The sequence below is a fragment of the Methylorubrum rhodinum genome (genome assembly GCF_014199935.1).
In the GTDB taxonomy this organism is placed as follows: Bacteria; Pseudomonadota; Alphaproteobacteria; order Rhizobiales; family Beijerinckiaceae; genus Methylobacterium; species Methylobacterium rhodinum.
In genome coordinates this window covers 368,768-391,527 of the sequence record NZ_JACHOP010000001.1, presented here as the reverse complement: position 1 = coordinate 391,527, position 22,760 = coordinate 368,768, and the positions used below count along the sequence as shown (strand labels likewise).

The following is a 22,760-nucleotide window of genomic DNA, read 5'->3' as shown; positions in this document are numbered from 1 at the left end:
CGCTTTAAGCCCGGATGCATAAGTTGATTGCAGGTCTTACAGATGTGCGACGTATCGAACGTCTCGCATATCGGAGATATTCGGGGGTCCCGCAGTGTTCGGCTTTCACTTTCCCACGGCGATCGGGATGTTTGCAGCGCTCGACCAGTCACACGCGATGGCCGAGTTCGGCCCGGACGGAACGATCCTGACGGCCAACGCCAACTTCCTGAGCATCATGGGATACGAAGCGGGCGAGCTTCGGGGACGGCACCACGGCCTGCTCGTCGATCCCTCTCAGCGCGAGGCCGCGGACGAGCGCGACTTCTGGGACGCGCTCGGCCGCGGCATCGACCGGACCGGCGCGTTCAAGCGGATCGCCAAGGACGGGCGCGAGGTCTGGCTCGAGGCGAGTTATCTCGGCCTCGGGGGCCGCTCGAGTCGTGTCGCCCGAATCGTCATGCTGGCGACCGACGTGACTGCGCGGAAGGCCTTGGTCAGCGACTTCGACGGCGAGATCGCCGCCCTGCACCGCTCGCACGCGGTGATCGTCTTCACGCCCGACGGCACGATCGTCGAGGCCAATCGCAACTTCCTCACCCTGATGGGCTATCGCCTGGAGGACATAAAGGGCCGCCATCACAGGCTCTTCGTCGATCCGTCCGAACAGGCGAGCCCCGACTACCGGGCCTTCTGGTCGGCGCTCGCCGACGGTACGCATCAGGCGGCCGAATACCGCCGCGTCGCCAGCGGCGGACGCATCGTCCACATCCACGGAACCTACAACCCCGTCCTCGACGCCGAGGGACGGGTGATCAAGGTGGTGAAGTTCGCCACGGACATCACGGCGCAGGTGAACGAGCGGCAGCGGCGGGCCGAGGCGCAGCGGCGGATCGGCACCGATCTCGACGCGATCGGGCAGGCCGTCGAGGATGTCGCCCAGCAGGCCGCGCAGGCGGCCGGCACGGTCGCCCGCGTGGCCGGCGACATCCAGACCGTGGCGGCCGGCTCGGAGGAGTTGTCGGCCTCGGTCGGCGAGATCGGACAGCAGGTCGATGCCGCCGCCCAGATGGCGCGGGAGGCCGTCGAGCAATCCCGGCAGGCCGGAGACATCATCGCCAGCTTGAGCAGCCGGGCGGCGCAGATCGGCGACGTCGTCTCGATGATCCAGAGCATCGCGGCGCAAACCAATCTCCTCGCCCTCAACGCGACGATCGAGGCGGCGCGGGCGGGCGTGGCCGGCAAAGGGTTCGCGGTGGTCGCCGCAGAGGTCAAGGCGCTCGCGGAGCAGACCGCGCGCGCCACGACGCAGATCCGGGATCAGATCGCGACGACGCAGGGCGCCACGCACGAGGCCGTCACCGCGATCGGCTCGATCCAGGCGACGATCCGCTCGCTCGACGCGGTGTCGGCCGCCATCGCCGCGGCGGTGGAGGAGCAATCGGTGGTCACGCGCGAGATGTCCGGCAGCATGCAGGCGGCCTCGCGCGGCGCTGCCAGCATCGCGGCCGGCGTCGATACGATCGCGCAGGCGAGCACGCGGGTCGACGACGCGACGCGGCAGGTGCGGGAGTCTGCGAGGGCGTTCGCCTGACGATCCGCCCCTTGCCGCCTCGGCGCGGCAAAGATTCGGCGAGATCTTGTCTTCAGCGAGGTCTCGCCGCCGCGCCGCCCCGGCGCAGCACCAGGGTGGCCCAGCCCTCGATCAGGCCGGCGCGGGCGAGGTGGAAGCCGCGATGGCGGTAGGTCGAGAGCACGCCGGGCACGTCGCGCTCGATCAGGCCCGACAGGATCAGCACGCCGTCGTCGGCCACCACCGCGGTGAGTGTGGGGGCGAGCCGCTTGAGCGGCCGGGCCAGAATGTTGGCGAACACCACGTCGAAGCCGCGGGGGCGGTTCGCCAGCGCGTGGCGCACGCCCGGCCCCTGGTAGAGCCGCATCAGGGGGCCGAGGCCGTTGAGGCGGGCGTTCTCGCGGGCGGTCAGGACCGCTTCCGGGTCGAGGTCGCCCGCCACCACGGGCGTGTGCAGCGCGCGGGCGGCGGCGAACCCCAAGATGCCGGTGCCGGTGCCGACATCGAGCACCCGGGCCGGGCGGCGGCGCTTCAACTCGGCCACCAGCGCCCGCAGGCAGCCGAGCGTGGTGCCGTGGTGCCCCGTGCCGAAGGCGAGCGCCGCCTCGATCTCGATGGCGAGGTCGTTGGCGCGGACATGCTCCCGGTCGTGCGAGCCGTGGACGAGGAAGCGCCCGGCCCGCACGGGCTTCAGCCCTTCGAGCGAGGCGCGCACCCAATCCTGCTGGTCGATGGTCTCGAAGGCGGCCTCGTCCGCCCGATCGCCCACGAGCGGGCGGATCAGCGCGCGGATCATCTCCGCGTCGGGCTCTTCCGAGAAGTAGGCTTCGAGGCGCCAAGTCCCGGTCTCCACGCCGGTCTCCTCGACCTCGAAGGCGGCGACCGCCGTCTCCATCGGATCGAACATCTCGCCCAGCAGTTCGGTCATGGCGCGCGCGGACGGCTCGTCCGTGATCAGGCGCAGGACGTGCGTGGGACGGTGCGGCGGCAGGCCTTCGAGCATGGGGCGCCCTCTAGCATCCGCCGGTCCGTCCGGCCACGGACTTCTCGCAGGAAACCGCCGGCGCGGGGACCGGACCGGGCCGTCGCGGGCACGCCACACGCAAGCCCGAACCAGCCTAATCCGCGGGCAACCTGTTTAATTTGTAGACGAATATCGCGGAACCGGCGTGCAAAACCCGCGTTCACAACCGCATTCGTTCCCACATAGGCGTCCTCGAGTTCCGGTCGTCATGACACCCAGCCCCGTCCGCCGCCGACCGCCCATCGTCGTCAAGCAGGAGCCGCGGCCCGACCGGCGCCGCACCGGCCGCCCGCCGATTCTCGATGCCGGCGCCCTCGAAGCGCCGCTGCCCGGCCCGCTGCTGGTGCTGCTCAGCCGCCTCCACCGCGCCGAGACCCGGCCGGGCGACGAACAGACGCCGCAGGGCTGACAGGCTCGGGGAACACTCTCGCGCCGGCCGGCTTCTTCGAGCGGACGAACTTCCAGAAGGACGATTCGATGGCTGTTGTGTCGCGTGCGATCTACGACGAGGGCCGGGCCGCCAAGGCGCAGGGCCAGCCGGATTCCGCCAACCCCTACGAGGCGGGTTCGCAGCAGAGCCTCGACTGGCTCGAAGGATTCACGGCCGGCGAGCCGGAGCCCTCCGCGACCGGGCCGGACAATGGCTGAGGCCGTCGACGGAACCGGCGCTGCCCCTGGCAGCGTCGTTCCCGCTCGGCTATAGCGCTTCCGGGCCGCCGCGACGGCGGCGCCGGAGGCCGTCCCCATGACCGTATCCCGCACCCGCCGCGCCTGGATCGCCGGCCTGATGCTCGCTCTCGCGGGCGGTCTGACCCCGGCCCGCGCCGACGAGCCGGTGACGGTCTTCGCCGCCGCGAGCTTGAAGAACGCGCTGGACGAGGCGAGCGCCGCCTGGACCCAGGAGACCGCCAAGACGACGCGCATCTCCTATGCGGGCTCGAACGCGCTGGCCAAGCAGATCGAGGCGGGCGCGCCCGCCGACCTGTTCGTCTCCGCCGATCTCGCCTGGATGGACTACGCCGAGAAGAACGGCACGATCCGCTCTGAGACCCGCGTCAACCTCCTGCGCAACGCCATCGTGCTGGTGGCACCGAAGGGCTCGACCCAAAAAGTCGCGCTGGAGCCGGGCGTCGATCTCGCCAAGGCGCTCGCCGGCGGGCGGCTCGCGATGGGCAACGTCGAGGCGGTGCCGGCGGGTAAATACGGCAAGGCGGCGCTCGAAAAGCTCGGCGCCTGGGACGGCGTGAGGACACAAGTCGCCCAGGCCGAGAACGTGCGGGCGGCCCTGCTCCTCGTCGCCCGCGGCGAGGCGCCGCTCGGCATCGTCTACGCGACCGACGCCGCGAGCGAGCCCGGCGTCGAGGTGGTGGCGACGTTTCCCGAGGGAAGCCATCCGCCGATCGTCTACCCGGCCGCGCTGACGAAGGAGTCCCGGAACGCCGATGCTGCTGCCTTCCTCACCTATCTGCGCAGCCCCGCGGCCCGGCCGTTCTTCGAGCGCCAGGGTTTTGGGGTGATCGGCACCGAGAAGCGCTCTTGAGCCCGCGCCGTCCGACCGCGCCATGCTGAGCGGGCTCGGCCTCACCCCGGACGAGGCGACGGCGCTCCTCCTGTCGGTGAAGGTCGCGACTGTGGCCACCCTGTGCAGCCTCCCGCCCGGGCTCGCCGTGGCGTGGCTCCTGGCACGCCGGCGCTTCCCCGGCCACGCGCTGCTCGACGGGCTGGTCCACCTGCCGCTGATCCTGCCGCCGGTGGTGACGGGTTACCTGCTGCTGCTCGGCTTCGGCCGCCGGGGCGTGTTCGGGGCGTGGCTTTCCGAGATCGGAATCGTATTCTCGTTCCGCTGGACCGGGGCGGCGCTCGCCTGCGCGGTGATGGGCTTTCCCCTGATGGTGCGGGGGATGCGGCTGTCGATCGAGGCGGTCGACCGCAAGCTCGAACAGGCCGCGGGCACGCTGGGCGCCGCCCCGCCGCTGGTGTTCCTGCTCGTCACCCTGCCGCTGAGCCTGCCCGGTTGCCTCGCCGGGGCGGTGCTGGCGTTCGCCAAGGCGATGGGCGAGTTCGGCGCGACGATCACCTTCGTCTCGAACATCCCCGGCGAGACCCAGACCCTGCCGTCCGCCATCTACACGCTCACCCAGGTTCCGGGCGGGGAGGGGGCGGCGCTCCGGCTCACGCTCGTCTCGGTCGCGGTCTCGATGCTGGCGCTGCTCGCCTCCGAGGTGCTGGCCCGGCGCATGCGGCGGCGGCTGGGGGCGGGGTGATGGGGAACGCTGCCTTCGACAATGTGGCGGTCGGGCGCCGCGGGGCGTCCCCTCCCCCTTGCGGGGAGGGGTTCGGGGTGGGGGTGGTTCAGGAGGAACCGCTTCGGTGCCTTCGGCCCGACCCCCACCCCTACCCCTCCCCGCAAGGGGGAGGGGAATGCGCGCGCGATCCGGCTCGGGACACCCGATCGAAGCCGGCGTCACGCGTAGGCGTAGGCCCCGCCCCGCTCCAGCGCGCGGCCATAGGCCGGCCGGGCGTGGATGCGGGCGAGCCAGTCGCTCACCCGCGGCCCCGCACTGGTCCCGCGGGCGGAAAAGGCTTCCAGCGGAAAGCTCATCATGATGTCGGCGGCGGTGAAGGCTTCGCCGCAGAAGAACGGGCGCTCGGCCAGTTCCGCCTCCCAGTAATCGGCGTGGCGGCGCAGCTCCGGATCGACGAAACCGCCGGTGACTTTCGCGGCGATCGCCCGCACCAGCGGCCGGAGCAGGGCGGGGCTGCCCGGGGCGAGCCGCGAGAACACGAGCTTCAGCAGCAGCGGCGGCATCGCCGAGCCCTCGGCGTAGTGCAGGAAGTAGGTGTAGCGCGCCCGCTCCGCGCTGCCCGGCGGCGGCACCAGGGCGCCGCCCGCGCGGGTCGTCAGGAATTCGACGATGGCGCCGGTCTCGGCCACCACGTGGCCGTCCGCCTCGATCACTGGCGACTTGCCGAGCGGATGCACGGCGCGCAGCTCCCGCGGCGCCAGCATGGTGGCGGGGTCGCGGGCGTAGCGCTTCACCGAATAGGCGAGGCCGAGTTCCTCAAGCAGCCACAGCACCCGCTGCGAGCGGCTGTTCTCCAGATGGTGGACGGTGATCATCGGGGCTCCTTGCTACCCGCCGACAACCCGGCAGGAGCGCCTTCCGACGAAGTGGATACCGGTTCGTCGAAAGAAAGCGCGTCAAAACAAGAGGCTGGAGGCGTGATCCGACCCGGAGTGGTCGGACACGGCGATAGCCCGCTCCGGAGCCCTTAGCCCGTGACGATCGAGGTCGACGTCGCGCTCCGGCGCGAAACCTTCTCGCTGGAGGTCGCCTTCACCGCGGACGCCGGGCTCACCGCCCTGTTCGGCCGCTCCGGCTCGGGCAAGACCACGGTGATCGACCTGATCGCCGGTCTCGCGCAGCCGCAGCGCGGGCGCATCGTCGTCGACGGCACGGTGCTGCTCGACACGGAAAAGGGCGTGCGGGTGCCGGTGCATCGCCGCCGGATCGGCTGCGTGTTCCAGGAGGCGCGGCTGCTGCCGCATCTCTCGGTGCGGCAGAACCTGCGCTTCGGCCGGCTGTTTTCCCGCGGGGCCGGGGGCCCGAGCCTCGATGCGGTGGCCGACCTCCTGGGCATCGCGGCCCTGCTGGAGCGGCGCCCGGCCGGCCTGTCGGGGGGCGAGCGCCAGCGCGTCGCCATCGGCCGGGCGCTTCTGGCCCGCCCGCGTCTGCTGCTGATGGACGAACCGCTCTCGGCCCTCGACGAGGCCCGCAAGCGCGAGATCCTCCCCTATATCGAGCGGCTGCGCGACGAGGCCGGGCTGCCGATCGTCTATGTCAGCCATTCGGTCGCCGAGGTCGCCCGCCTCGCCTCGACGGTGGTGGTGCTGGACGCGGGCCGCGTCGCGGGCCAGGGGCCGGTCGATGCGGTGCTGCGCCGGGCCGACCTGATCCCGGACGGGGCGGAGGCCGGCAGCGTGCTCGCCATGACGGTCGAGGGCCACGACGCGGCCTCCGGCCTGACCCGGCTGACCGGCCCCGGCGAGGGACGCGGTCTGCGGCTCGACGTGCCGCTTCTGGCGCTGCCGCCGGGCCGGCGGCTGAACCTGCGCCTACCCGCCCGCGACGTGCTGCTGGCGACCGAGGCGCCGCGGGGCTTGAGCGCCCGCAACGTCCTGCCCGGCCGGGTTGCGTCTCTGCGGGAGGAGGGGGCCGCCTGCCTCGTCGAGGTCGCCTGCGGCGAGGCGATCCTGCTTGCCCGTCTCACCCGCGCCTCGGCGCTCGACCTCGGGCTCGCGGAAGGCGCGCCCGTCCACGCCATCGTCAAGAGCGTCGCCCTCGATGCCGGCCTCACGCCCGGCGCGCGCATCGAGATCTGAGTGCGCTGCGGCTCTCCCGCAGGGTGACCGGATGGGGTACGAGCGTTGCCATGGCTCTGCTGTCCCGTCTCCTCGCCTACGCCTCCTCCGCCTTCGGGCTGCCGGCTCCGACCGAGGCGCTGCCCGACGGCGACGAGGCGCATCTCGCGGCAACCGCGCTCCTCGTCCACATCGCCCGCGCCGACGGCGTGCTCGACGCGGCCGAGACCGAGCGGCTGGCCCGCCTCGTGCGCGGGCGCTACGCCGACAGCGACGCGGCGGCGCGCGACCTGATCGCCCGCGCCGCCGCCTTCGACGCGCAGACCCGCGACCTGACGAGCCTCGTCGAGCTGATCGGGGAGGACGGCGCGCCGGAGCAACGGGAGAAGCTCCTCGCCATGGCCTGGGCGGTCGCGGGCGCCGACGGGGCGGTGCACGAATTCGAGGAAGCACTGGTCTGGCGGCTCGGCAAGCTGCTCGGCTTCGACGAGGCCGGCATCCAGGCCGCCCGCCCCCTGGCCCAGAGCGGCGGCGCGGCCGCCCTCGCCTGATCGCCGTCCGATGATCGTCGGCCTGACCCTGATCCTGCTGGCGCAGCTCCTCGGCGAGACCTGCGCCCGGGCCGTCGGGGTGCCGGTGCCGGGGCCGGTGATCGGGATGGCGCTTCTCCTCGCCTTCCTGGCGCTGCGCGACCGCTGGCGCCCGGCCTCCACCCGCTGGCTGCCGCCGCCCCTGGTCGATGGCGGGCTGGAGACCACGGCCAAGGGGCTGCTCGCCCATCTCTCGATCATGTTCGTGCCGGCCGCCGTCGGCATCGTCGGCAAGCTCGACGTGCTGGCGAGCCATGGGCTGGCGCTCGCCATCGTGCTGTGCCTCTCGGTGACGCTAACGCTCGCCGCGACCGTGCTGACCTTCGTCGCGGTCTCGCGGCTGATGGCCCGGCGGGGCGGGGAACGGCCATGAGCGGCGACTTCGCCCTCTGGGTCTATCTCACCCAGACGCCGCTGCTGTGGCTCACGGTGACGCTGCTGGCCTACGCCGTGGCCGACCGGCTCTTCCAGGCCGCCGGGCGCCACCCGGCCGCCAATCCGGTGATCCATGCGGTCTGGATGATCGGCCTCGTGCTGCTCGTGACCGGCACGCCCTACCCGACCTACTTCCAGGGCGCGCAGTTCGTCCACTTCCTGCTCGGGCCGGCCACCGTGGCGCTCGCCGTGCCGCTCTACGAGCGGCGCGAGACGGTGATGCGCGCGCTCCTGCCGATGGGGGCCGCGCTCGTCGTCGGCTGCGTCACCGCGATGGGCTCGGCGCTGGTCTTCGCGACGATCGCCGGCATCCCCTACGAGGTGATGCTGGCCATGGCCCCGAAATCCGTGACCACGGGCGTGGCCATGGGCATCGTCGAGGCGCTCGGCGGCGACCCGACGCTCGCCGCGGTGCTGGTGATGATGACCGGCATGGCCGGCGCCCTCATCGTCACGCCGCTGATGCGGCTCTTGCGCGTCGAGGACATGCGCGCCCGCGGCTTCGCGGCGGGGCTGGCCGCCCACGGCCTCGGCACGGCCCGCGCCTTCCAGGTCAGCGAGGTCGCCGGCACCTTCGCCGGCATCGCCATGGGGCTCAACGCCTTCCTGACCGCCGTGCTGGTGCCGGTGGCGGTGAGTTTTTTGCGCTGACGCGGCCCGCCGCTCGGCCGGAAAATCGGCGAACGGCGGAGGCCGACAGATCGTCCATGCGGCCCTTCCCGATCGGGCATTGCGGTTTCGCGTCCCGTGCGGCAGCGCACGACAGGGAAGCGGGCGAGGCCGAAACGTGTTCGAAGGTCACGCTGTCGCCGCGATTGCCGATCCACCTTCGGAGAGCCCCCGAGCCGGTGAGGACGATGTCGTACGGCAGCCCGGCCTTCTGGATCGTCATGGCCGCCGTCAGCGCCGGGTTCGGCGCGCTGCACGGCGTCCTGTTCCACGACGGGCCGACCCTCGTGGGCACGATCTACGGCACCTGCGTCGGCGTCCTAATGATCGCCTACGAGCGCGGGCTCTTCCTGGCCGCCTACAGCCGGCGCCTGCGGCAATTGCCGACGCTCGCCTACTTCGCCGCCGCCGAGATCAGCATGGCGGTCCTGATCGTCGTCGCGATGTCGGCGACCGGCGTGGTGATCTGGGCGCTCGGCATCGCGGACAAGCCCTTCCTCGAAGCGGTGACGCCGAAGCTCCACACCGTTCCGTTCGCGCTCGCGGTCTCGGCGCTGATCGTCACCGTCCTGCGCGTGCGCGACTTGATCGGCAGCGAGACCTTCGCGAGCCTCATCCTCGGGCGCTATCACCGCCCGGTCAGCGAGGAGCGCGTGTTCCTGTTCCTCGATCTCGTCGGATCGACCGCCTACGCCGAGCGGCACGGCGACCTCGCCGCCCAGGAACTGCTGAAGGCCGTCTTCGCCGCCATCGCCGAGCCGGTGCGGCGCCATCGCGGACAGGTCGACGACTATATCGGCGATCAGGTCATCGTCTCCTGGCCGCTGGCGCGGGGCATCGAGCGGGCGCGCTGCGTCGCCTGCGTCTTCGCGATCCACCGGGCGCTCGAACGGGACCGGGAGCGCTGGCTCGCCCGGTTCGGCCTCGTTCCCGAACTGCGCGCGGCGTTGCACGGCGGCAGCGTGGTGACGGCGGAGGTCGGCGTCGACCGGCACAAGATCGCCTATTTCGGCGACGTCATGAACGCGACCGCGCGACTGGAGGGCCTGTGCCGGGAGACCGGACGCAGCGTGCTGGTCTCGGATGCGGTGCTGGCCCGGCTGCCCGCCCTTCCCGAGGGGATCGAGGCCGAGGCGCTCGGTGATCACCGCCTGCGAGGACGCAGCGAGACCATGGCCGTGCATGCGCTGGCGCAGGCGCGGGCTCCGGTCACGGCCGTTTCGTCGGGTCATCGCACGGGCGTCGTCGCCGACCGTAAGCCGGACCACGCGGCACGGCCGACGCGGCCGCAGGCGGCGGCCGGCGTGCCCGGACGGTCGGCAGCCTCCGCTTGAACCGAGGTGCCGAACACGTTGCACCGCAGCACCCGACCCTCTAAACACAAAAAATTCGCCTGGACCCGGTGCAAGCCCGGGTGGCTCTTCCGGCCGCCGATCCGCCGGATCACGCATTCGAGACGCCTCCATCGCCCCGCCTCCCGCGTGGGCCTGCGTCCTTGCGGAAATTTTCAACGATGTCCTCCGTCAAAAACGCCGCCCGCGCGTGGCTCGGCTCGCCCTGGGCCGACACGCTCTCGGGCCTCGTCGTCGCGCTGGCCCTGATCCCGGAGGCCATCGGCTTCTCGGTCATCGCCGGGGTCGATCCCAAGGTCGGTCTCTACGCTTCCGTCGTCATCGCCATCGTGATCGCGTTCGCGGGCGGGCGGCCCGCCATGATCTCGGCGGCCACCGCAGCGACCGCCGTGGTGATGGTCGATCTCGTGCGCGATCACGGCGTGCAGTACCTCTTCGCCGCCACCATCCTGATGGGCGTCCTGCAGATCGCCGCCGGCCTGATGCGGCTCGGGCGCCTCATGCGCTTCGTCTCGCGCTCGGTGATGACCGGCTTCGTCAACGCGCTCGCGATCCTGATCTTTCTGGCGCAGCTACCGGAGTTGACGGGGGTCACGCCGGCGACCTACGGGCTGATCGCGCTCGGGCTCGCCATCATCTACGGCTTTCCCCGGATCACCCGCGCGGTGCCCTCGCCGCTCGTCGCCATCGCGGTGCTGACCGCGCTCACCGCCTGGCTCGGGCTCGACGTGCGCACGGTGGCCGATCTCGGCGCGCTGCCGACGACGCTGCCATCCTTCGCGCTGCCCGACGTGCCGCTCACCTTCGAGACGCTGCGGATCATCCTGCCCTATGCGGCCACGCTCGCCGCGGTCGGCCTGCTGGAGAGCCTGCTCACCGCGCAGATCGTCGACGACATGACCGACACCGGCAGCTCGAAGAACCGCGAATGCGTCGGCCAGGGGCTCGCCAACATGAGCTCGGCCGTGTTCGGCGGCATGGGCGGCTGCGCCATGATCGGTCAATCGGTCATCAACGTGTCGTCGGGGGCGCGGGGCCGGCTCTCGACGCTGGTGGCGGGCGTCGTCCTGCTGGTGCTGCTCGTGGCGTTGCAGGATCTCCTCGCCGTCGTGCCGGTCGCGGCGCTGACGGCGGTGATGATCATGGTCTCGCTCAACACCTTCTCGTGGCGCTCGCTGCTGGAACTGCGCACCAACCCGCTGCCATCCTCGCTCGTCATGCTCGCCACCGTCGCCGTCGTCGTCGCGACGAAGGACCTCGCCATCGGCGTCCTCGTCGGCGTGCTGCTGTCGGGGGTGTTCTTCGCGGGAAAGGTCTCGCGGATGGTCCGCGCCACCTCCGAACTGTCGCCGGATGGCGGCACCCGGACCTACCGGGTGAGCGGACAGGTGTTCTTCGCCTCGGCGGGCGCCTTCACTGATGCGCTCGACGCCCGCGCGCCGGCGGAGCGCCTCGTCATCGACCTGCACGCGACGCATTTCTGGGACATCTCGGCGGTGGGTGCCCTCGACCGCGTGGTCGAGAAGGCCCGCCGCCAGGGCCGGGTCGTGGAGGTGGTCGGCCTCAATGAGGCCAGCGCCACCCTGGTCGAGCGCTTCAGCCGGCACGACAAGCCGGGTGCCTCGCTCCCGGTGCACTGAACAGGGGCGGCTACTTCGTCAGCGCCACATGCACCCCCAACCAGTCGGCCGGGGGCGGGACGCTCTCATAGGCGGAGACGCGCTCCAGATAGAGGTCGTAGAGGCCGGCGAGGCCGAAGGCCGCGCCCTCGGAGCGGCAAGCCGCGAGCCGCCCGCGGGCGGTGGCCCAGTCGCGGCGGCGATAGGCGGCGAGCAGCTCGGCGTGGCGCGCCGCGAGGCGCCGGAAGGCGAGGGAGTCGCGCACCGTGGCGTCCCCCACCAGCGTCGAGACGGCTTCCGCCTCGGTCTTCCCCTTCACCCGGACGAGGTCGATCTCCAGCACGGCGAAGCGGTCGGCGACCGCCGCGGCGGTGGCAGCCCCCAGGATCGTCTTGACCCGGTAGGCCTTGGACTGGCCCTCCAGCCGCGAGGCGACGTTCACGGGGTCGCCCAGCACCGAGTAGTCGAAGCGCAAGCTGGAGCCCATGTTGCCGACGACGCAGCGGCCGGTGTTGAGGCCGATGCCGATGTCGATCGGCAGCACCGGATGCCCGCCGGCTTCGGCCTCCGCCTTGCGCAGCGCGTTGAGCGCGTCCATCCGGGCGATCATCTCCAGGGCGGCGCGGCAGGCATTGGCCTCCTGATCGGGGTCGTCGAGCGGCGCGTTCCAGAACGCCATGATGGCGTCGCCCATGTACTTGTCGATGGTGCCGCGGGCCCCGATGATCGCGTCGGTGAGCGGCGACAGGAACCGGTTCATCAGCGCGGTGAGCCCCGCCGGGTCGTTGCGGTAGAACTCGGCGATGCCGGTGAAGCCGCGCACGTCCGAGAACATGATCGTGAGTTGCCGCTCCTCGCCGCCGAGCTTGAGCGTCTCGGGATGGGCGGCGAGTTGCTCGACCAAAGCGGGCGAGAGGTACTGGCCGAAGGCCGCGCGGATGCGCTGCCGCCCGGTCTGCTCGCGGGTGTAGTTGGTGAAGACGAGCACCGCGTAGACCGTGAGGCTGGCGCCGAGCGGGAAGGTGGCGTCGAGCAGGATGCCGAGTTCCTTGAACCGGAACCACGCGGTGGCGGCGAGGAACAGGGCGATGACGGCCCCGAGCAGCAGCAGCCGCACGGCGCCGAGCAGCGGCGCGAACACAACGACGATCAGGCCGACGGCCAGCGTCAGCGCGATCTCCACGACGATGGCGTCGTTCGGATAGGACAGGGTGGTGCGCGACAGCACGCTCTCGAGGAGTTGTGCCTGCACCTCGACGCCGGGCATCACCCGCTCGACCGGCGTGGTCTTGTTGTCGAGGAGGCCGAGCGCCGAGGTGCCGACCAGCACGATCTTCTGCGCCACGCGCTCGGGATCGAGGCTGCCGTCGAGGACGGCGCGGGCCGGGATAGAGCGGGCGGGGTCGCGACCGGAGAAGTGGAGCCAGACGGAGGCCGTCGCATCGGTCGGAATCTCGAAGCCCGGCAGCGCCAGCGCCAGCGCGCCGGCCGCGTCGGCGCGCAGCAGCACCGCGCCGGAGCCGGTCAGCACCCGCAGGATCTCCAGCCCCAGCCCCGGCACCAGCCGCCCGCCCGCCTGCACCGCGAGCGGAATCCGCCGGACGATGCCGTCGCGCTCGGGAACGATGGTGAAGAGGCCCCGCCCCGCCGCGGCGCGCTCCAGCTCGGCGATGTTGTGCAGCAGGCCGGGGAAGCGGGCGAGATGGGCGGACGGGTCGGGGCCGAGGATCGCGAAGCCGGTGCGCGGCAGGTCGGGGGCCTCCGCCGCCAGCTGCTCCAGGGCCGACTGCCCCAGGATCACCCGGCCGGCCCGGATCGCCTCGGCCAGCACCGCGTCGGTGTCGGGCAGGCGCGCCAGCGCGTCGCGGGCGCTTCCGTCGAGCCCGTCGAGGCCTTGCGCGATCCGCGCCGGGGAGAGCCGGTCGGGCTCGGGAAACACCATGTCGAAGGCGATCACCGCCGCCCCGGCCTCGGTCAGCCGCCGCACCATCTCGGCGACGCGGGTGCGGGCCCAGGGCCATTGCCCGTAGGCGCGGATGCTGGCCTCGTCGATGTCGACGATGGTGACCGGCCGCAGCGTCACGGGCCGCGGATGCAGCGCCTGCAGCGCGTCGAAGGTGCGCAGCCGCAGGGTCTCGACCGGAGCCGGGTCCCAGATCCGCAAGGCCACCAGGGCGAGGAGGACGAGGAGCGCCAGCGCCCGATCGAGGCCGATTTTCCTTGTGGTTTGGGGGCGCGGAGCCGGGGCGGCGGCGCGGCGGAAGGGGCGGGGGAGGGGCAAAGGCGGCGCTCAGGCTCGCGCCACGGCCGGACGGACGGGCTTTCCTCCTCGCGCCCTCATCCTGAGGTGCCGCGGAGCGGCCTCGAAGGAGGGCCCCAGAAATCGCTGCGACGCCTGGAGCCCTCCTTCGAGGGCGCCGCCGCGCGCCGCCACCGCAGGATGAGGGGGAGAGTGGGAGGTCATGGCCGACCCCCTCACAGGATATGGATGTCGTCGGCGTGGAGGTTGGCCAGCACCACGTTCTTCAGCGTCAGGACGTGCTCCCGGTCGTAGGCGATCAGGACGTCACCGCCGGACTGGGTCGCCCGGTCCAGCACCGCGTCGGCGCTGGAAAAGACCGAGCGGTCGAATTCGAGGGTGTCGGCGCCCGCAGTGAAGTCGGTGATGGTCGTCCGCTTGAAGGTCGCGGCGTCGAAGACGAAGGTGTCGCTGCCGGTGCCGCCGGTCAGCGTGTCGCCGCCGCCGAGCCCGAGGACGATGTCGTCGCCCCCGCGCCCGTCGAGCGTCTCGGCGCGCGCGCTGCCGACCACGAGGTCGTTGGCGCCCTGGCTGCCGTTGAGCGAGGTGTAGAAGGTGTGGGTCGCGCTCTGGCCCGCGCGCAGGTCGCCGAACTTGATGTTGAGCGAGATGCCGGTGTCGATATGGGCGCCGTTCGGGTCCTTCGGCGTGTCGTAGACGTTCGGCAGATAGGCGTCGTGGTTGTAGAACCCGTCGCTCGACGCGCGCGCCGCCTTGTCGAAGGCGATGAGGTTGACCGAGACGCCCGACTTCGTGCCGTAGGCCTGCACCACCGCGACGCCGCCCTTCGCGGTCGGGTTGGCCAGCACGTCGTTGTCGGTGGCGAAGTCGCCGTGGCGGATCGCGTCCTGATCCGGGTCGAAGCTGCGCATGAAGCGCGCGTCCTTCAGGGTGCCGGACGTGGTGTTGGTGAGGGTCACCGTGGTCTTGAAGTAGGTGGCGTTGGGGTCGAGGTCGATCACCTGGGTGATCTTCAGCCCGTCCGCGGCGGTGCCGACGGTCGTCGCCTGGAGCCGGCCGCCGCTCGACGTGTCGGTGGTCGTCGCCTCGAACTGGATCTTTCCGGTGCGTTCGGAATTGGCGAAGCTCTTGCCGTCATGCGCGATGACGATGGCGTCCTCCGGCGTGCCGGGGATGGTGACGTCGTTGGAGGTGGTCTCCTCGCCGGTGTCCCAGCCGTCGTCGTCGATGACGAAGGACAGTTGCTTCGAGCCGCCCGCCTGCGGGTGGAAGCCGTCCGGCGCGTCGGATTTCGTGCCGAGCGAGCCGTGCTCGGCCACCCCGATCTCCATGTAGGCGCCCTGGAGGAACACGTCCCCGCCCACCGTCTGGTGGCCGGCGCGCCCCACGATCACGTCGACGGTGGCCTGCGCGGTCAGGCCGTCGGCGTCGCGGACCGTGTAGGTGAAGCTGTCGGGGCCGGTATAGCCGGCCTTCGGCGTGTAGGTGATCGTGCCGTCGCGGTTCAGCACCGCGGAGCCGTGACCGGGCTCGCCCACGCCGTCGACGCGCACCGCGCCGCCGTCGGGATCGGAATCGTTGGCGAGCACCGCGACGGTGACGGATTCGCCGGCCTGGACGAAGGCGTTGTCGTCGCGCGCTTCGGGCGCGTCCGGGGTCGCGATCACCGCGACGTCGCGCAGCACGGGGCGGCTGACGAGTCCGCCCTCGTCCTCGACCACGATCGAGACCGTGCGCGGCGCCTGCGAGGGCGCGTCGCTGCCGTTGGCGTAGGTGAGGGAGACCAGCGCCTTGGCGTAGTCGGCGAGGCTTCCGGCTCCCGTGAGCGTCAGGGTCCCGGTGCGGGCGTCGTACTGCGCACGCAGCGGGCTTCCATCGGGCAGGTCCACGGCGAGCACATCCTCGCCGGGACGGAAATTCTCGGCGATCCGCACGGTGGCGCGGGTCAGGGTCGTGCCGTCGGCGTCGCGGATCGTCAGACCCTCGGCGAGCCCGACCGGTGCGGCATCCTCGCGGTAGCTCGCATCCTCGTCCGGCAGGGTGAGGACCGGCGGCGCCTCGGCGCCGGTCAGCTCGAAGGTCGCGGTCTGGAGGCAGGAACCGCCATGGCCGTCGCTGACGCGGTAGCTCAGCGTCACCGTACCGTGCGACTGCGCGCCGGGCTCGTAGCGGAAGCGCCCCTCGCCGAGCTCGACGATCCGGCCGCCGCCGCTCACCACGGTGAGGCCGGTGACGCCGAGGCTGTCGCCGTCGATGTCGACGGCGCCCGCGCAGAGATCGGCGGCGCTCATCTCGCGGGCCTCGCCGACGCGGCTCTCGGCGAGCGCCACCGGCCGGGCGACCGTCGGCGCGTCGTTGAGGCCGGTCACGTCGACCGAGAAGACCGTGTGCAGGATAGCCCCGTTGGGCCCGCCGAGCGTGACGCTGAACGCGTCGGTGCCGACCCGGCCCTCGGCCAGGAAGGCGGCACGGTCGGCATGGTAGGAATAGGTGCCGTCGGCGTGCAGCACGAGGTCGCCGTAGGTGCCGCGGAGCGTCACGCTGCCGTCGGACAGCGCCGTGTCGGACCCGCCCGGAACCGTGCCGGCGCGGGCGGCGAGCACGCTGAGCTGCCCCGAGCCCGTCACCGCGCCGGAGCCCAGCAGGCCGCGGGCCGGATCGGTGGTGACGAGGGCGGCGTCCTGCAGCACCGGCACGGTCTGGGGCGCCACGGCGAGCGGCGGCGCGTCGCGATCCGGCTCGGACGGCGGCACGCCGGGGCCCTCGTTGCCGGGCGTTTCGTTGCCGCCGGGATTGGGCGCCACCGGGCCGGGATTGTTGGGCTGGAGCGTGTCGGGGGGCGGGCGCGGCCCGGTCGGATCCGGGCCGCCGCCGCCGGGCCCGTCCTGGAACACGTTCGGCGGCACGCTCGAGCCCGGCCCGCCGCCGTTCGGCCCCTGGAACACCGGCAGGCGGGGCGATTCGGCGATGGTCTTGAACAGGGACTGGACGAGGCCGTTCTCCTCGGCGAGTTCGGCGGGCGTCTTCTGTACCGTCTCCACGCGCGGCGTGCGCCCATCCTCCGGGATGACGACGGTGGCGACGGTCGCGTCGGAGACCGTGAACAGGAGCTTCGAGGGATCGTTGCGGTCGTAGACCTCGAAGCGGCCGACCGTGCTGTCGGGCTCGGTCATCACCGAGAAGCGGGTCTCGCCGCCGTCGGCGTCGATCTGGATGTGCACCGCGGTGCCGCGGATGCCCATGGTGGCGACCGGCGTGCCGACCTTCATGTCGCCGGTCTTGGCGACCTTGCCGGCCACGAACGAGATCGTGCCCTGGACGAGGTCGAACAGGGCCGAGTTGCCGCCGCCGCCCTCCGTGTAGACCATGCCGTTCAGCACCATCCGGGCCTCGGAGGCGAGGCTGAACAGGGTGCCGTCGAGGAAGGAGACGGCGAGGGACGAATCGCGGCCGGTCTGGAGCGCATCATTCTTGTAGACGAGGTCGCCGACCTGCAGCGTCACGCTGGTGCCGTTGCGGATGACGGTCGCGGTGCCGGTCAGCGTCTGGACCCGGCCGATCGCCGCGTTGCCCCCGGGCGCGCCGGCATCGGGGACTGTCGCTTGCGCCACCTGCTCCCCGTTCGGATGCAGGCTCAGCGCTGCGATCGCCGCCTCGCTCAGCGCGGCCCCGTTCGGGGCCTCTAGCCGCGGGCGCGACTCGACCGCGAAATAGTCCTGCACGACGACACGGTGGAAGGCGTCGCTGATGACGAGGTCGCTGCCGAAGCGGGCGAACTCGCCCTTGAACAGCAGGGCCGCATCGTCGAGACGGATCGTGCCGCCCGATTCGGCCTCGTAGACGCGCGTGGAGAACAACCCGCCATAGGACGGGCCGGGCGCCGGCGCCGGAATATCGTCGAGAACTCTCACGGCCGATCACGTCCCGTTCGGACAACCGCGTCCGTCTTCCGCACAGGGTGCGTGCTAGACGGGAAGCGGCTGTGCGGGGGTGCGCCCGGTCACCGGGCGGACACGGGGCCTAAGACATCGGCATGCCGGCAACCGAATTGCCCACAAGGGGATTGGCTGCGAAACCTTCGATGATCATGGTGCCGGCCCCTCTGCAACGTCGGACGTCTGATGCGCCCTCGTCCGACCATCGTCCGAAACCGTGCGGCTGTTCAAGCGAAAACACGCCGCCGGTTGCGGAGCCTGGTGACGGCCTCGTCAACGGACTCCGCATCACGGCGATCACCTTGCAGGGATCGGGCCGAACCTATCGAGCGTCCGCGACCGCGCGGGCCAAAGCCACGAAACCTTCGACCGGGATCTCCTCCGCCCGCGCCGTCTCGGGCAGGCCGGCGGCGGCCAGCAGCCCGGCCGGATCGGGCGTCGCCGCCTTGAGGCTCTGGCGCAGCATCTTGCGGCGCTGGCCAAAGGCCGCGCGGGTCACCCGCTCCAGATCGGCGATCCGGCAGGGCAGGGGGTTTTCCCGCGGGCGCAGGTGGACGACGCTGGAGGTGACCTTCGGCGGCGGCACGAAGGCGGAGGGGGCCACGTCGAACAGGATGGTGGCCTGCGTGCGCCAGCCGCAGAGCACGCCGAGGCGACCGTAATTGGGGCGATCCGCCTCGTCGGCGACGATGCGCTCGGCGACCTCGCGCTGGAACATCAGCACCGCCGAGTCCCACCACGGCGGCCACGCTTCGTCGTGGGCGTCGGCGCCGAGCCAGCCGGTGAGCAAGGGGGTCGCGACGTTGTAGGGAAGGTTGGCGACGATCCGGGCCGGCCCCTCGCCAATCATCGGGCGCGGGTCGAAACCCACCGCATCCGCATCGACCACGTCGAGGCGGCCGGGATAGTGGGCGGCGATCTCGGCCAGAGCCGGCAGGGCGCGGGGATCGCGCTCGATGGCGATGACGCGGCTCGCGCCCGCCGCCAGCAGGGCGCGGGTCAGTCCGCCGGGGCCGGGGCCGACCTCGACCACGGTGACGCCGTCGAGCGCGCCGGCGCTCCGGGCGATCCGTCCGGTGAGGTTGAGATCGAACAGGAAATTCTGGCCGAGCGCCTTCCTGGGCTCCAGGCCGTGGCGGCGCACCACCTCGCGGAGCGGCGGCAGGCCATCGGCGCTGACGGGTTCGGTCGTCATCGGTTCCGGAAAAGCATCAGGCGCGGACGGGGAAGGGGGTGACGTTGCTGGCGCTCAGCCGCCGCGCGAGCTTGAGCGCCGCGATCAGGCTGTCGGGCCGGGCCACGCCTTTTCCGGCGATGTCGAAGGCGGTGCCGTGGTCGGGCGAGGTGCGCACGAAGGGGAGCCCCAGCGTGACGTTCACGCCCTCGTCGAAGGCGAGCGTCTTGATCGGAATGAGAGCCTGATCGTGGGTCGGGCAGAGCGCCACGTCGTAGGTCGCCCGCGCCCGCTCGTGGAACAGGGTGTCGGCGGGCAGCGGGCCCCGGATATCGATGCCTTCGGAGCGCAAAGCCGCGACGGCGGGGGCCAGCACGTCGCGGTCCTCGGTGCCCATGGTGCCGGCCTCCCCGGCATGCGGGTTGAGGCCGGACAGCACAAGGCGCGGCTTCTCGTATCCGAAGCGGGTCCGAAGGTCGGCCTCGACGATGCGGGCGGTGCGCTCGACCAGCGCTTGCGTCAGCAGGTCCGGCACCCGGCGCAGGGCCACGTGGATCGTCACCGGCACGACGCTGAGCATCTCGCTCCACAGGAGCATCACCGGCAGCGGCGGCTCGCGGCCGGGGCTCGCGGCGAGCGCCGCCAGGAATTCGGTATGGCCCGGATGGGCAAAGCCCACCTTGGTCAGCACGAACTTGGCGATCGGGTTGGTCACCACCGCCGAGGCGCGACCCGTCCGCACCAGACCGACGGCGGTCGTGATCGACTCGACGATGGCGCCGGCATTGGCCGAATCCGGCGCGCCGGGGGTCGCCTCGACCGTCGCGCCGCTCGGCAGCGGCAGCACCGGCAGGGCTTTCGAGAAGACCTCGACGGCATCGTCCGGCTCGACCTCGGCCACCGGCACGAACAGGCCGAGCCGGTGGGCGGTGCGCTCCAGAAAGTCGGGATCGCCGATGAACTGGAACGGCGGCACCCCGCGCTCGGCCCGCAGCCGCCACGCACTGAGCGCGAGTTCGGGGCCGATCCCGGAGGGATCGCCGAGGGTGAGGGCAAGCGGACGTTCGGCGGCGGGCATGAACGGGCTTATACAGGCATCCCGCCCGGCTGCCGCCCCCTCACCGCACCGCCGCGATTCCGTCCGCCGTCGTCACGGTGCCGACGTTCTGGCGCAGGTCCGCCTCGCCCAGCGTCTTCAGTTCCAGCCGCAGCAGGAAGGTCTGGTTGCGCTCGCGCACGCCAATCGCGGTGGCGATCGGCGAGACGATGTAGTTGAGCGAGACCGTCGTGCATTCGTCCTGATAGCCGCCGCCGAGGCTCATGCCCGAGAGGTAGAACGCGCCGGGATTCTTGTAGATCGGCGCGGCGCCCCCGGTGGCCAGATAGCCGGTGTAGAGGTCGGTGTAGGTGTCGCGGGCGTCGAGATAGTGGGTCAGGTCCACGAGCGCCGAGCCGGTGAGGAACCAGTTCGGCGTGATCCGGTAGGTCGCGGACGCCGTCACGCCCTCGCGGCGATGGGCGAAGCCGAGCGCCGGCTGGGCCTGGTAGTAGGAGTAGAACAGCGAGGTCTCGAGGGGCAGGAACGGCGCGAAGCGCGCGGTCACGCCGGTCTCGAAGCGGTTGACGCCGAGATCGCCCTGGCCGAGCCGGAAGCGGCTGATGAAGCTGATGTTCTGGTTCGGCGAGACCTGGGCGCGGCCGACGAAGTCCGAGCGGCGATGCTCCAGGCCGGAATCGAGGCCGACATTGGCCAGATCCCCGCGGCGGAACGAGTTCACGCCCGCGACCTGGATCGATTCGCCGAACATCACGTTCGCGTACCAGCCGGACGGCGTGACCACGGAATACTGGCCGCCGAGATTGGCCCGCACGCCGCCCTCGACCCGGTCGTAGCCGGAGAACTTGTCCCACTCGAACAGGGAGGTGTCGTCGAAGACGAGGCTCTGCGCATCCTCGTTGGGCAGGCGCCCGATCCGGGTCTCGGACGGGCGCGCGACCAGCTGGGCGATCGGCTCCAGGGTGTGGACGCCGAGGCCGCCGAAATCGGCGACGAACGGATAGCGGTAGTCGATGCCGATCGCCGGCATGACGCGGCCGGACAACCCGTCGTCGACGGTGGTGATGCTGGCGACGTTCTGGTTCTGGAAGCCCGACAGGCTCGGATTGACCGAGAACAGGTCGGTGCGCAGATACGCGAACGGCGTGAAGACCTGGCCGGCATCGTCGATGAAGCTGCGCCGCCAGGAGGCCTGGGCCGAGAGGCGGGTGGTGGTGCCCCCCAGGCCCCGCACGATGCAGCGCTCCCGCACGAAGGTCGTGCAGGTCTCGTAGAGCGGGTAGCTGATGCCGTTGACGCTCGGCGCGAACACGTAGCTGCCGGTGCGCGGGATGCCCTGAAAGTCGGTCGCCTCGCGGGTCAGGCTGGTGACGTTGGCCTGGAAGCGCACCTCGCCGCCGATCTTGCCCGGCCCGTCGATGCGCTTGTCGTAGTCGATGACGGGCGCGACGATCGGCTGCTCCTTCTGCCAGTCGAAGCTGGACAGCGCCTTGAAGTAGTAGCCGCGCGCCTCGAACCACGAGCGGTCGCCCTGGCCGATCAGGTAGCCGGTCGAGACCGCCTCGCGGAAGAAGTCGGTGGTGATGCTCTGGTTGCGGATGCGGTAATTGTCGAGGAACCACTTGTCGGTCACGCCGACGAGGTCCCAGCCGGTGCGCCAGCGCTCGTTGATGAAGAAGCGCCCGCGCGACTCGACCGCGCCGCGGAACTCGCGGTCGGCGGCGCCGAGCGGCCCCGGCAGGAAGGCCGAGGGCGTCGACTGGAAGATGCCCGAGAGGCGGACGTTGTAGGAGCCGTTGTCGAGCCTCTGGCGGTACTCGGCCTGTCCGAGCACGCCCTGGCGGCTCACGAAGGCGGGCGAGAGCGTCAGGTCGTAGCTCGGGTCGAGGTTGATGAAGAACGGTGTGGACAGGCCGGAGCCGAGCGCCGTCGAGGTGATGAAGCGCGGCGTCAGGAAGCCGGTCTTGCGCTTCACCGTCGGGTCGGCCGACTCGAAATAGGGCAGGTAGGCGACCGGGATGCCGCCGATCTCGAGGGTCGAATCCTCGTAGGAGATCGTGTGGGTCTGGTTGTCGTGGATGATCTTGGCGGCCTTGATCTGCCACAGCGGGGGCTTGGCCGGGTTGTCCTTGCAGGGCTCGCAGGCGGTGTAGGTGGCGTAGTCGAAGCTCGACACCTCGCCCGCGATCCGCTCCGCCCGCGGGGCGGAGATGCGGGTGCGCACGGTCTCGCCCTTCAGTTCGACCGTCTGCTGGATGCGCAGCGCGTCGACGAAGCCGTTCTTGAAGTCGTCGGTCAGCTCCATCCGGTCGCCGGTGACGAGCGCGCCGGTCTCGTCGGTCAGGCGCACGTTGCCCTCGGCGAAGACCCGCGAGGTGCCGCGGTCGTAGCGGACCCGGTCGGCCTGGAGGGTGCGCGTGCCGTAGCTGAGCTGCGCGTTGCCGCGGGCGGTGACCGTGTTGCGGTCGTTGTCGTAGATCAGCTCGTCCGCCTCGACGAGCAGGCGCTGGTCCTTGGAATCCTTGCCCTTCGGATCCTGAGGGGAGCCGGCGAGCCGCTCCAGCCCGGCCTGGGCCTGGGCGCGCGGCGCGGCGAGCCCGAGGCCCGCCGTCATGAGCGCAGCCAGCGAGACCGTGACAGTGATGTCGGCGACCTTACGCAACGCGCCACCCGTCTCCTGTGCAGCCCCCTGCACGACGACCCCGTCCACCCGACGCGTCCCCTGGACAA

Annotated in this window: 18 protein-coding genes and 1 other annotated feature; of the genes, 11 read left to right on the top strand and 7 right to left on the bottom strand. The window is 71.5% G+C overall.

Going from position 1 to position 22,760, the window contains the following annotated elements:
- The first annotated feature begins 127 nt into the window (after positions 1-127).
- A complete protein-coding gene (locus tag HNR00_RS01740) occupies positions 128-1,573 on the top strand; it encodes a methyl-accepting chemotaxis protein (protein WP_183563854.1) in 1,446 nt (481 codons plus the stop codon).
- A 52-nt stretch (positions 1,574-1,625) separates the two neighbouring features.
- Here HNR00_RS01740 and HNR00_RS01735 read toward each other — a convergent pair whose 3' ends face one another.
- Positions 1,626-2,555, bottom strand: a complete 930-nt coding sequence (locus HNR00_RS01735; RefSeq protein ID WP_183563851.1) for a 50S ribosomal protein L11 methyltransferase — start codon at positions 2,553-2,555, stop codon at positions 1,626-1,628.
- 229 nt (positions 2,556-2,784) lie between these two features.
- Between HNR00_RS01735 and HNR00_RS01730 the strand changes: the two genes are divergently transcribed.
- The 4 genes from HNR00_RS01730 (at position 2,785) to modB (ending at position 4,840) form a co-directional block, all read left to right on the top strand.
- Positions 2,785-2,985 carry a hypothetical protein gene (locus HNR00_RS01730; RefSeq protein ID WP_183563848.1) on the top strand — a complete coding sequence of 67 codons (201 nt, stop codon included), beginning with the start codon at positions 2,785-2,787 and terminating at the stop codon, positions 2,983-2,985.
- 68 nt (positions 2,986-3,053) lie between these two features.
- The gene (locus HNR00_RS01725) at positions 3,054-3,224 is read left to right on the top strand and encodes a hypothetical protein (protein ID WP_183563845.1); all 171 of its coding nucleotides are present in this window, start codon (positions 3,054-3,056) and stop codon (positions 3,222-3,224) included.
- Positions 3,225-3,321: 97 nt separating this feature from the next.
- Entirely contained in the window at positions 3,322-4,116 is a 795-nt protein-coding gene (modA, locus tag HNR00_RS01720; protein WP_183563842.1) for a molybdate ABC transporter substrate-binding protein, read from the top strand.
- 22 nt (positions 4,117-4,138) lie between these two features.
- Positions 4,139-4,840: a molybdate ABC transporter permease subunit gene (gene modB, locus HNR00_RS01715; RefSeq protein WP_183563838.1), complete on the top strand. Its 702-nt coding sequence runs from the start codon at positions 4,139-4,141 to the stop codon at positions 4,838-4,840.
- Positions 4,841-5,040: 200 nt separating this feature from the next.
- On the opposite strand, the gene HNR00_RS01710 is transcribed toward modB, so the two are convergent.
- Positions 5,041-5,697 carry a glutathione S-transferase gene (locus HNR00_RS01710; RefSeq protein ID WP_183563833.1) on the bottom strand — a complete coding sequence of 219 codons (657 nt, stop codon included), beginning with the start codon at positions 5,695-5,697 and terminating at the stop codon, positions 5,041-5,043.
- 159 nt (positions 5,698-5,856) lie between these two features.
- On the opposite strand from HNR00_RS01710, the gene modC reads away from it, so the two are divergent.
- The 6 genes from modC (at position 5,857) to HNR00_RS01680 (ending at position 11,625) form a co-directional block, all read left to right on the top strand.
- Complete coding sequence (gene modC, locus HNR00_RS01705; protein WP_183563830.1) at positions 5,857-6,960, top strand: molybdenum ABC transporter ATP-binding protein; 1,104 nt, start codon at positions 5,857-5,859, stop codon at positions 6,958-6,960.
- 50 nt (positions 6,961-7,010) lie between these two features.
- Positions 7,011-7,490: a tellurite resistance TerB family protein gene (locus HNR00_RS01700; RefSeq protein WP_183563827.1), complete on the top strand. Its 480-nt coding sequence runs from the start codon at positions 7,011-7,013 to the stop codon at positions 7,488-7,490.
- A gap of 10 nt (positions 7,491-7,500) precedes the next feature.
- The gene (locus HNR00_RS01695) at positions 7,501-7,902 is read left to right on the top strand and encodes a CidA/LrgA family protein (RefSeq protein WP_183563824.1); all 402 of its coding nucleotides are present in this window, start codon (positions 7,501-7,503) and stop codon (positions 7,900-7,902) included.
- Positions 7,899-8,615: an LrgB family protein gene (locus tag HNR00_RS01690; RefSeq protein WP_183563821.1), complete on the top strand. Its 717-nt coding sequence runs from the start codon at positions 7,899-7,901 to the stop codon at positions 8,613-8,615. Before HNR00_RS01695 ends, HNR00_RS01690 begins: the two co-directional genes overlap by 4 nt.
- 206 nt (positions 8,616-8,821) lie before the next feature.
- Entirely contained in the window at positions 8,822-9,967 is a 1,146-nt protein-coding gene (locus HNR00_RS01685; RefSeq protein ID WP_183564278.1) for an adenylate/guanylate cyclase domain-containing protein, read from the top strand.
- 58 nt (positions 9,968-10,025) lie between these two features.
- Positions 10,026-10,081: a sequence feature (sul1 is cis-regulatory element that is thought to sense ions involved in sulfur or methionine metabolism; They are found in Alphaproteobacteria), on the top strand.
- 65 nt (positions 10,082-10,146) lie between these two features.
- Complete coding sequence (locus tag HNR00_RS01680) at positions 10,147-11,625, top strand: SulP family inorganic anion transporter (protein WP_183563818.1); 1,479 nt, start codon at positions 10,147-10,149, stop codon at positions 11,623-11,625.
- A gap of 10 nt (positions 11,626-11,635) precedes the next feature.
- Here HNR00_RS01680 and HNR00_RS01675 read toward each other — a convergent pair whose 3' ends face one another.
- The 5 genes from HNR00_RS01675 to HNR00_RS01655 all read right to left on the bottom strand — a co-directional run bounded on the left by HNR00_RS01675 (position 11,636) and on the right by HNR00_RS01655 (position 22,692).
- On the bottom strand, positions 11,636-13,885 hold the full coding sequence (locus HNR00_RS01675) for a CHASE2 domain-containing protein (RefSeq protein ID WP_246390164.1): 2,250 nt from the start codon (positions 13,883-13,885) through the stop codon (positions 11,636-11,638).
- 194 nt (positions 13,886-14,079) lie between these two features.
- Positions 14,080-17,775, bottom strand: a complete 3,696-nt coding sequence (locus tag HNR00_RS01670) for a cadherin-like domain-containing protein (RefSeq protein WP_183563815.1) — start codon at positions 17,773-17,775, stop codon at positions 14,080-14,082.
- 346 nt (positions 17,776-18,121) lie between these two features.
- Positions 18,122-18,994: a 16S rRNA (adenine(1518)-N(6)/adenine(1519)-N(6))-dimethyltransferase RsmA gene (rsmA, locus tag HNR00_RS01665; protein ID WP_183563812.1), complete on the bottom strand. Its 873-nt coding sequence runs from the start codon at positions 18,992-18,994 to the stop codon at positions 18,122-18,124.
- A 16-nt stretch (positions 18,995-19,010) separates the two neighbouring features.
- On the bottom strand, positions 19,011-20,051 hold the full coding sequence (gene pdxA, locus HNR00_RS01660) for a 4-hydroxythreonine-4-phosphate dehydrogenase PdxA (RefSeq protein WP_183563809.1): 1,041 nt from the start codon (positions 20,049-20,051) through the stop codon (positions 19,011-19,013).
- Between the two features lie 40 nt (positions 20,052-20,091).
- A complete protein-coding gene (locus HNR00_RS01655; RefSeq protein ID WP_183564272.1) occupies positions 20,092-22,692 on the bottom strand; it encodes an LPS-assembly protein LptD in 2,601 nt (866 codons plus the stop codon).
- Between the last annotated feature and the right edge of the window lie 68 nt (positions 22,693-22,760).

Coding starts and splice junctions, on each gene's coding strand:
- HNR00_RS01740 (WP_183563854.1), top strand. CDS start 128: ATGTTTGCAGCGCTCGACCAGTCACACGCGATGGCCGAGTTCGGCCCG.
- HNR00_RS01735 (WP_183563851.1), bottom strand. CDS start 2,555: ATGCTCGAAGGCCTGCCGCCGCACCGTCCCACGCACGTCCTGCGCCTG.
- HNR00_RS01730 (WP_183563848.1), top strand. CDS start 2,785: ATGACACCCAGCCCCGTCCGCCGCCGACCGCCCATCGTCGTCAAGCAG.
- HNR00_RS01725 (WP_183563845.1), top strand. CDS start 3,054: ATGGCTGTTGTGTCGCGTGCGATCTACGACGAGGGCCGGGCCGCCAAG.
- modA (WP_183563842.1), top strand. CDS start 3,322: ATGACCGTATCCCGCACCCGCCGCGCCTGGATCGCCGGCCTGATGCTC.
- modB (WP_183563838.1), top strand. CDS start 4,139: ATGCTGAGCGGGCTCGGCCTCACCCCGGACGAGGCGACGGCGCTCCTC.
- HNR00_RS01710 (WP_183563833.1), bottom strand. CDS start 5,697: ATGATCACCGTCCACCATCTGGAGAACAGCCGCTCGCAGCGGGTGCTG.
- HNR00_RS01700 (WP_183563827.1), top strand. CDS start 7,011: ATGGCTCTGCTGTCCCGTCTCCTCGCCTACGCCTCCTCCGCCTTCGGG.
- HNR00_RS01695 (WP_183563824.1), top strand. CDS start 7,501: ATGATCGTCGGCCTGACCCTGATCCTGCTGGCGCAGCTCCTCGGCGAG.
- HNR00_RS01690 (WP_183563821.1), top strand. CDS start 7,899: ATGAGCGGCGACTTCGCCCTCTGGGTCTATCTCACCCAGACGCCGCTG.
- HNR00_RS01685 (WP_183564278.1), top strand. CDS start 8,822: ATGTCGTACGGCAGCCCGGCCTTCTGGATCGTCATGGCCGCCGTCAGC.
- HNR00_RS01680 (WP_183563818.1), top strand. CDS start 10,147: ATGTCCTCCGTCAAAAACGCCGCCCGCGCGTGGCTCGGCTCGCCCTGG.
- rsmA (WP_183563812.1), bottom strand. CDS start 18,994: ATGACGACCGAACCCGTCAGCGCCGATGGCCTGCCGCCGCTCCGCGAG.
- pdxA (WP_183563809.1), bottom strand. CDS start 20,051: ATGCCCGCCGCCGAACGTCCGCTTGCCCTCACCCTCGGCGATCCCTCC.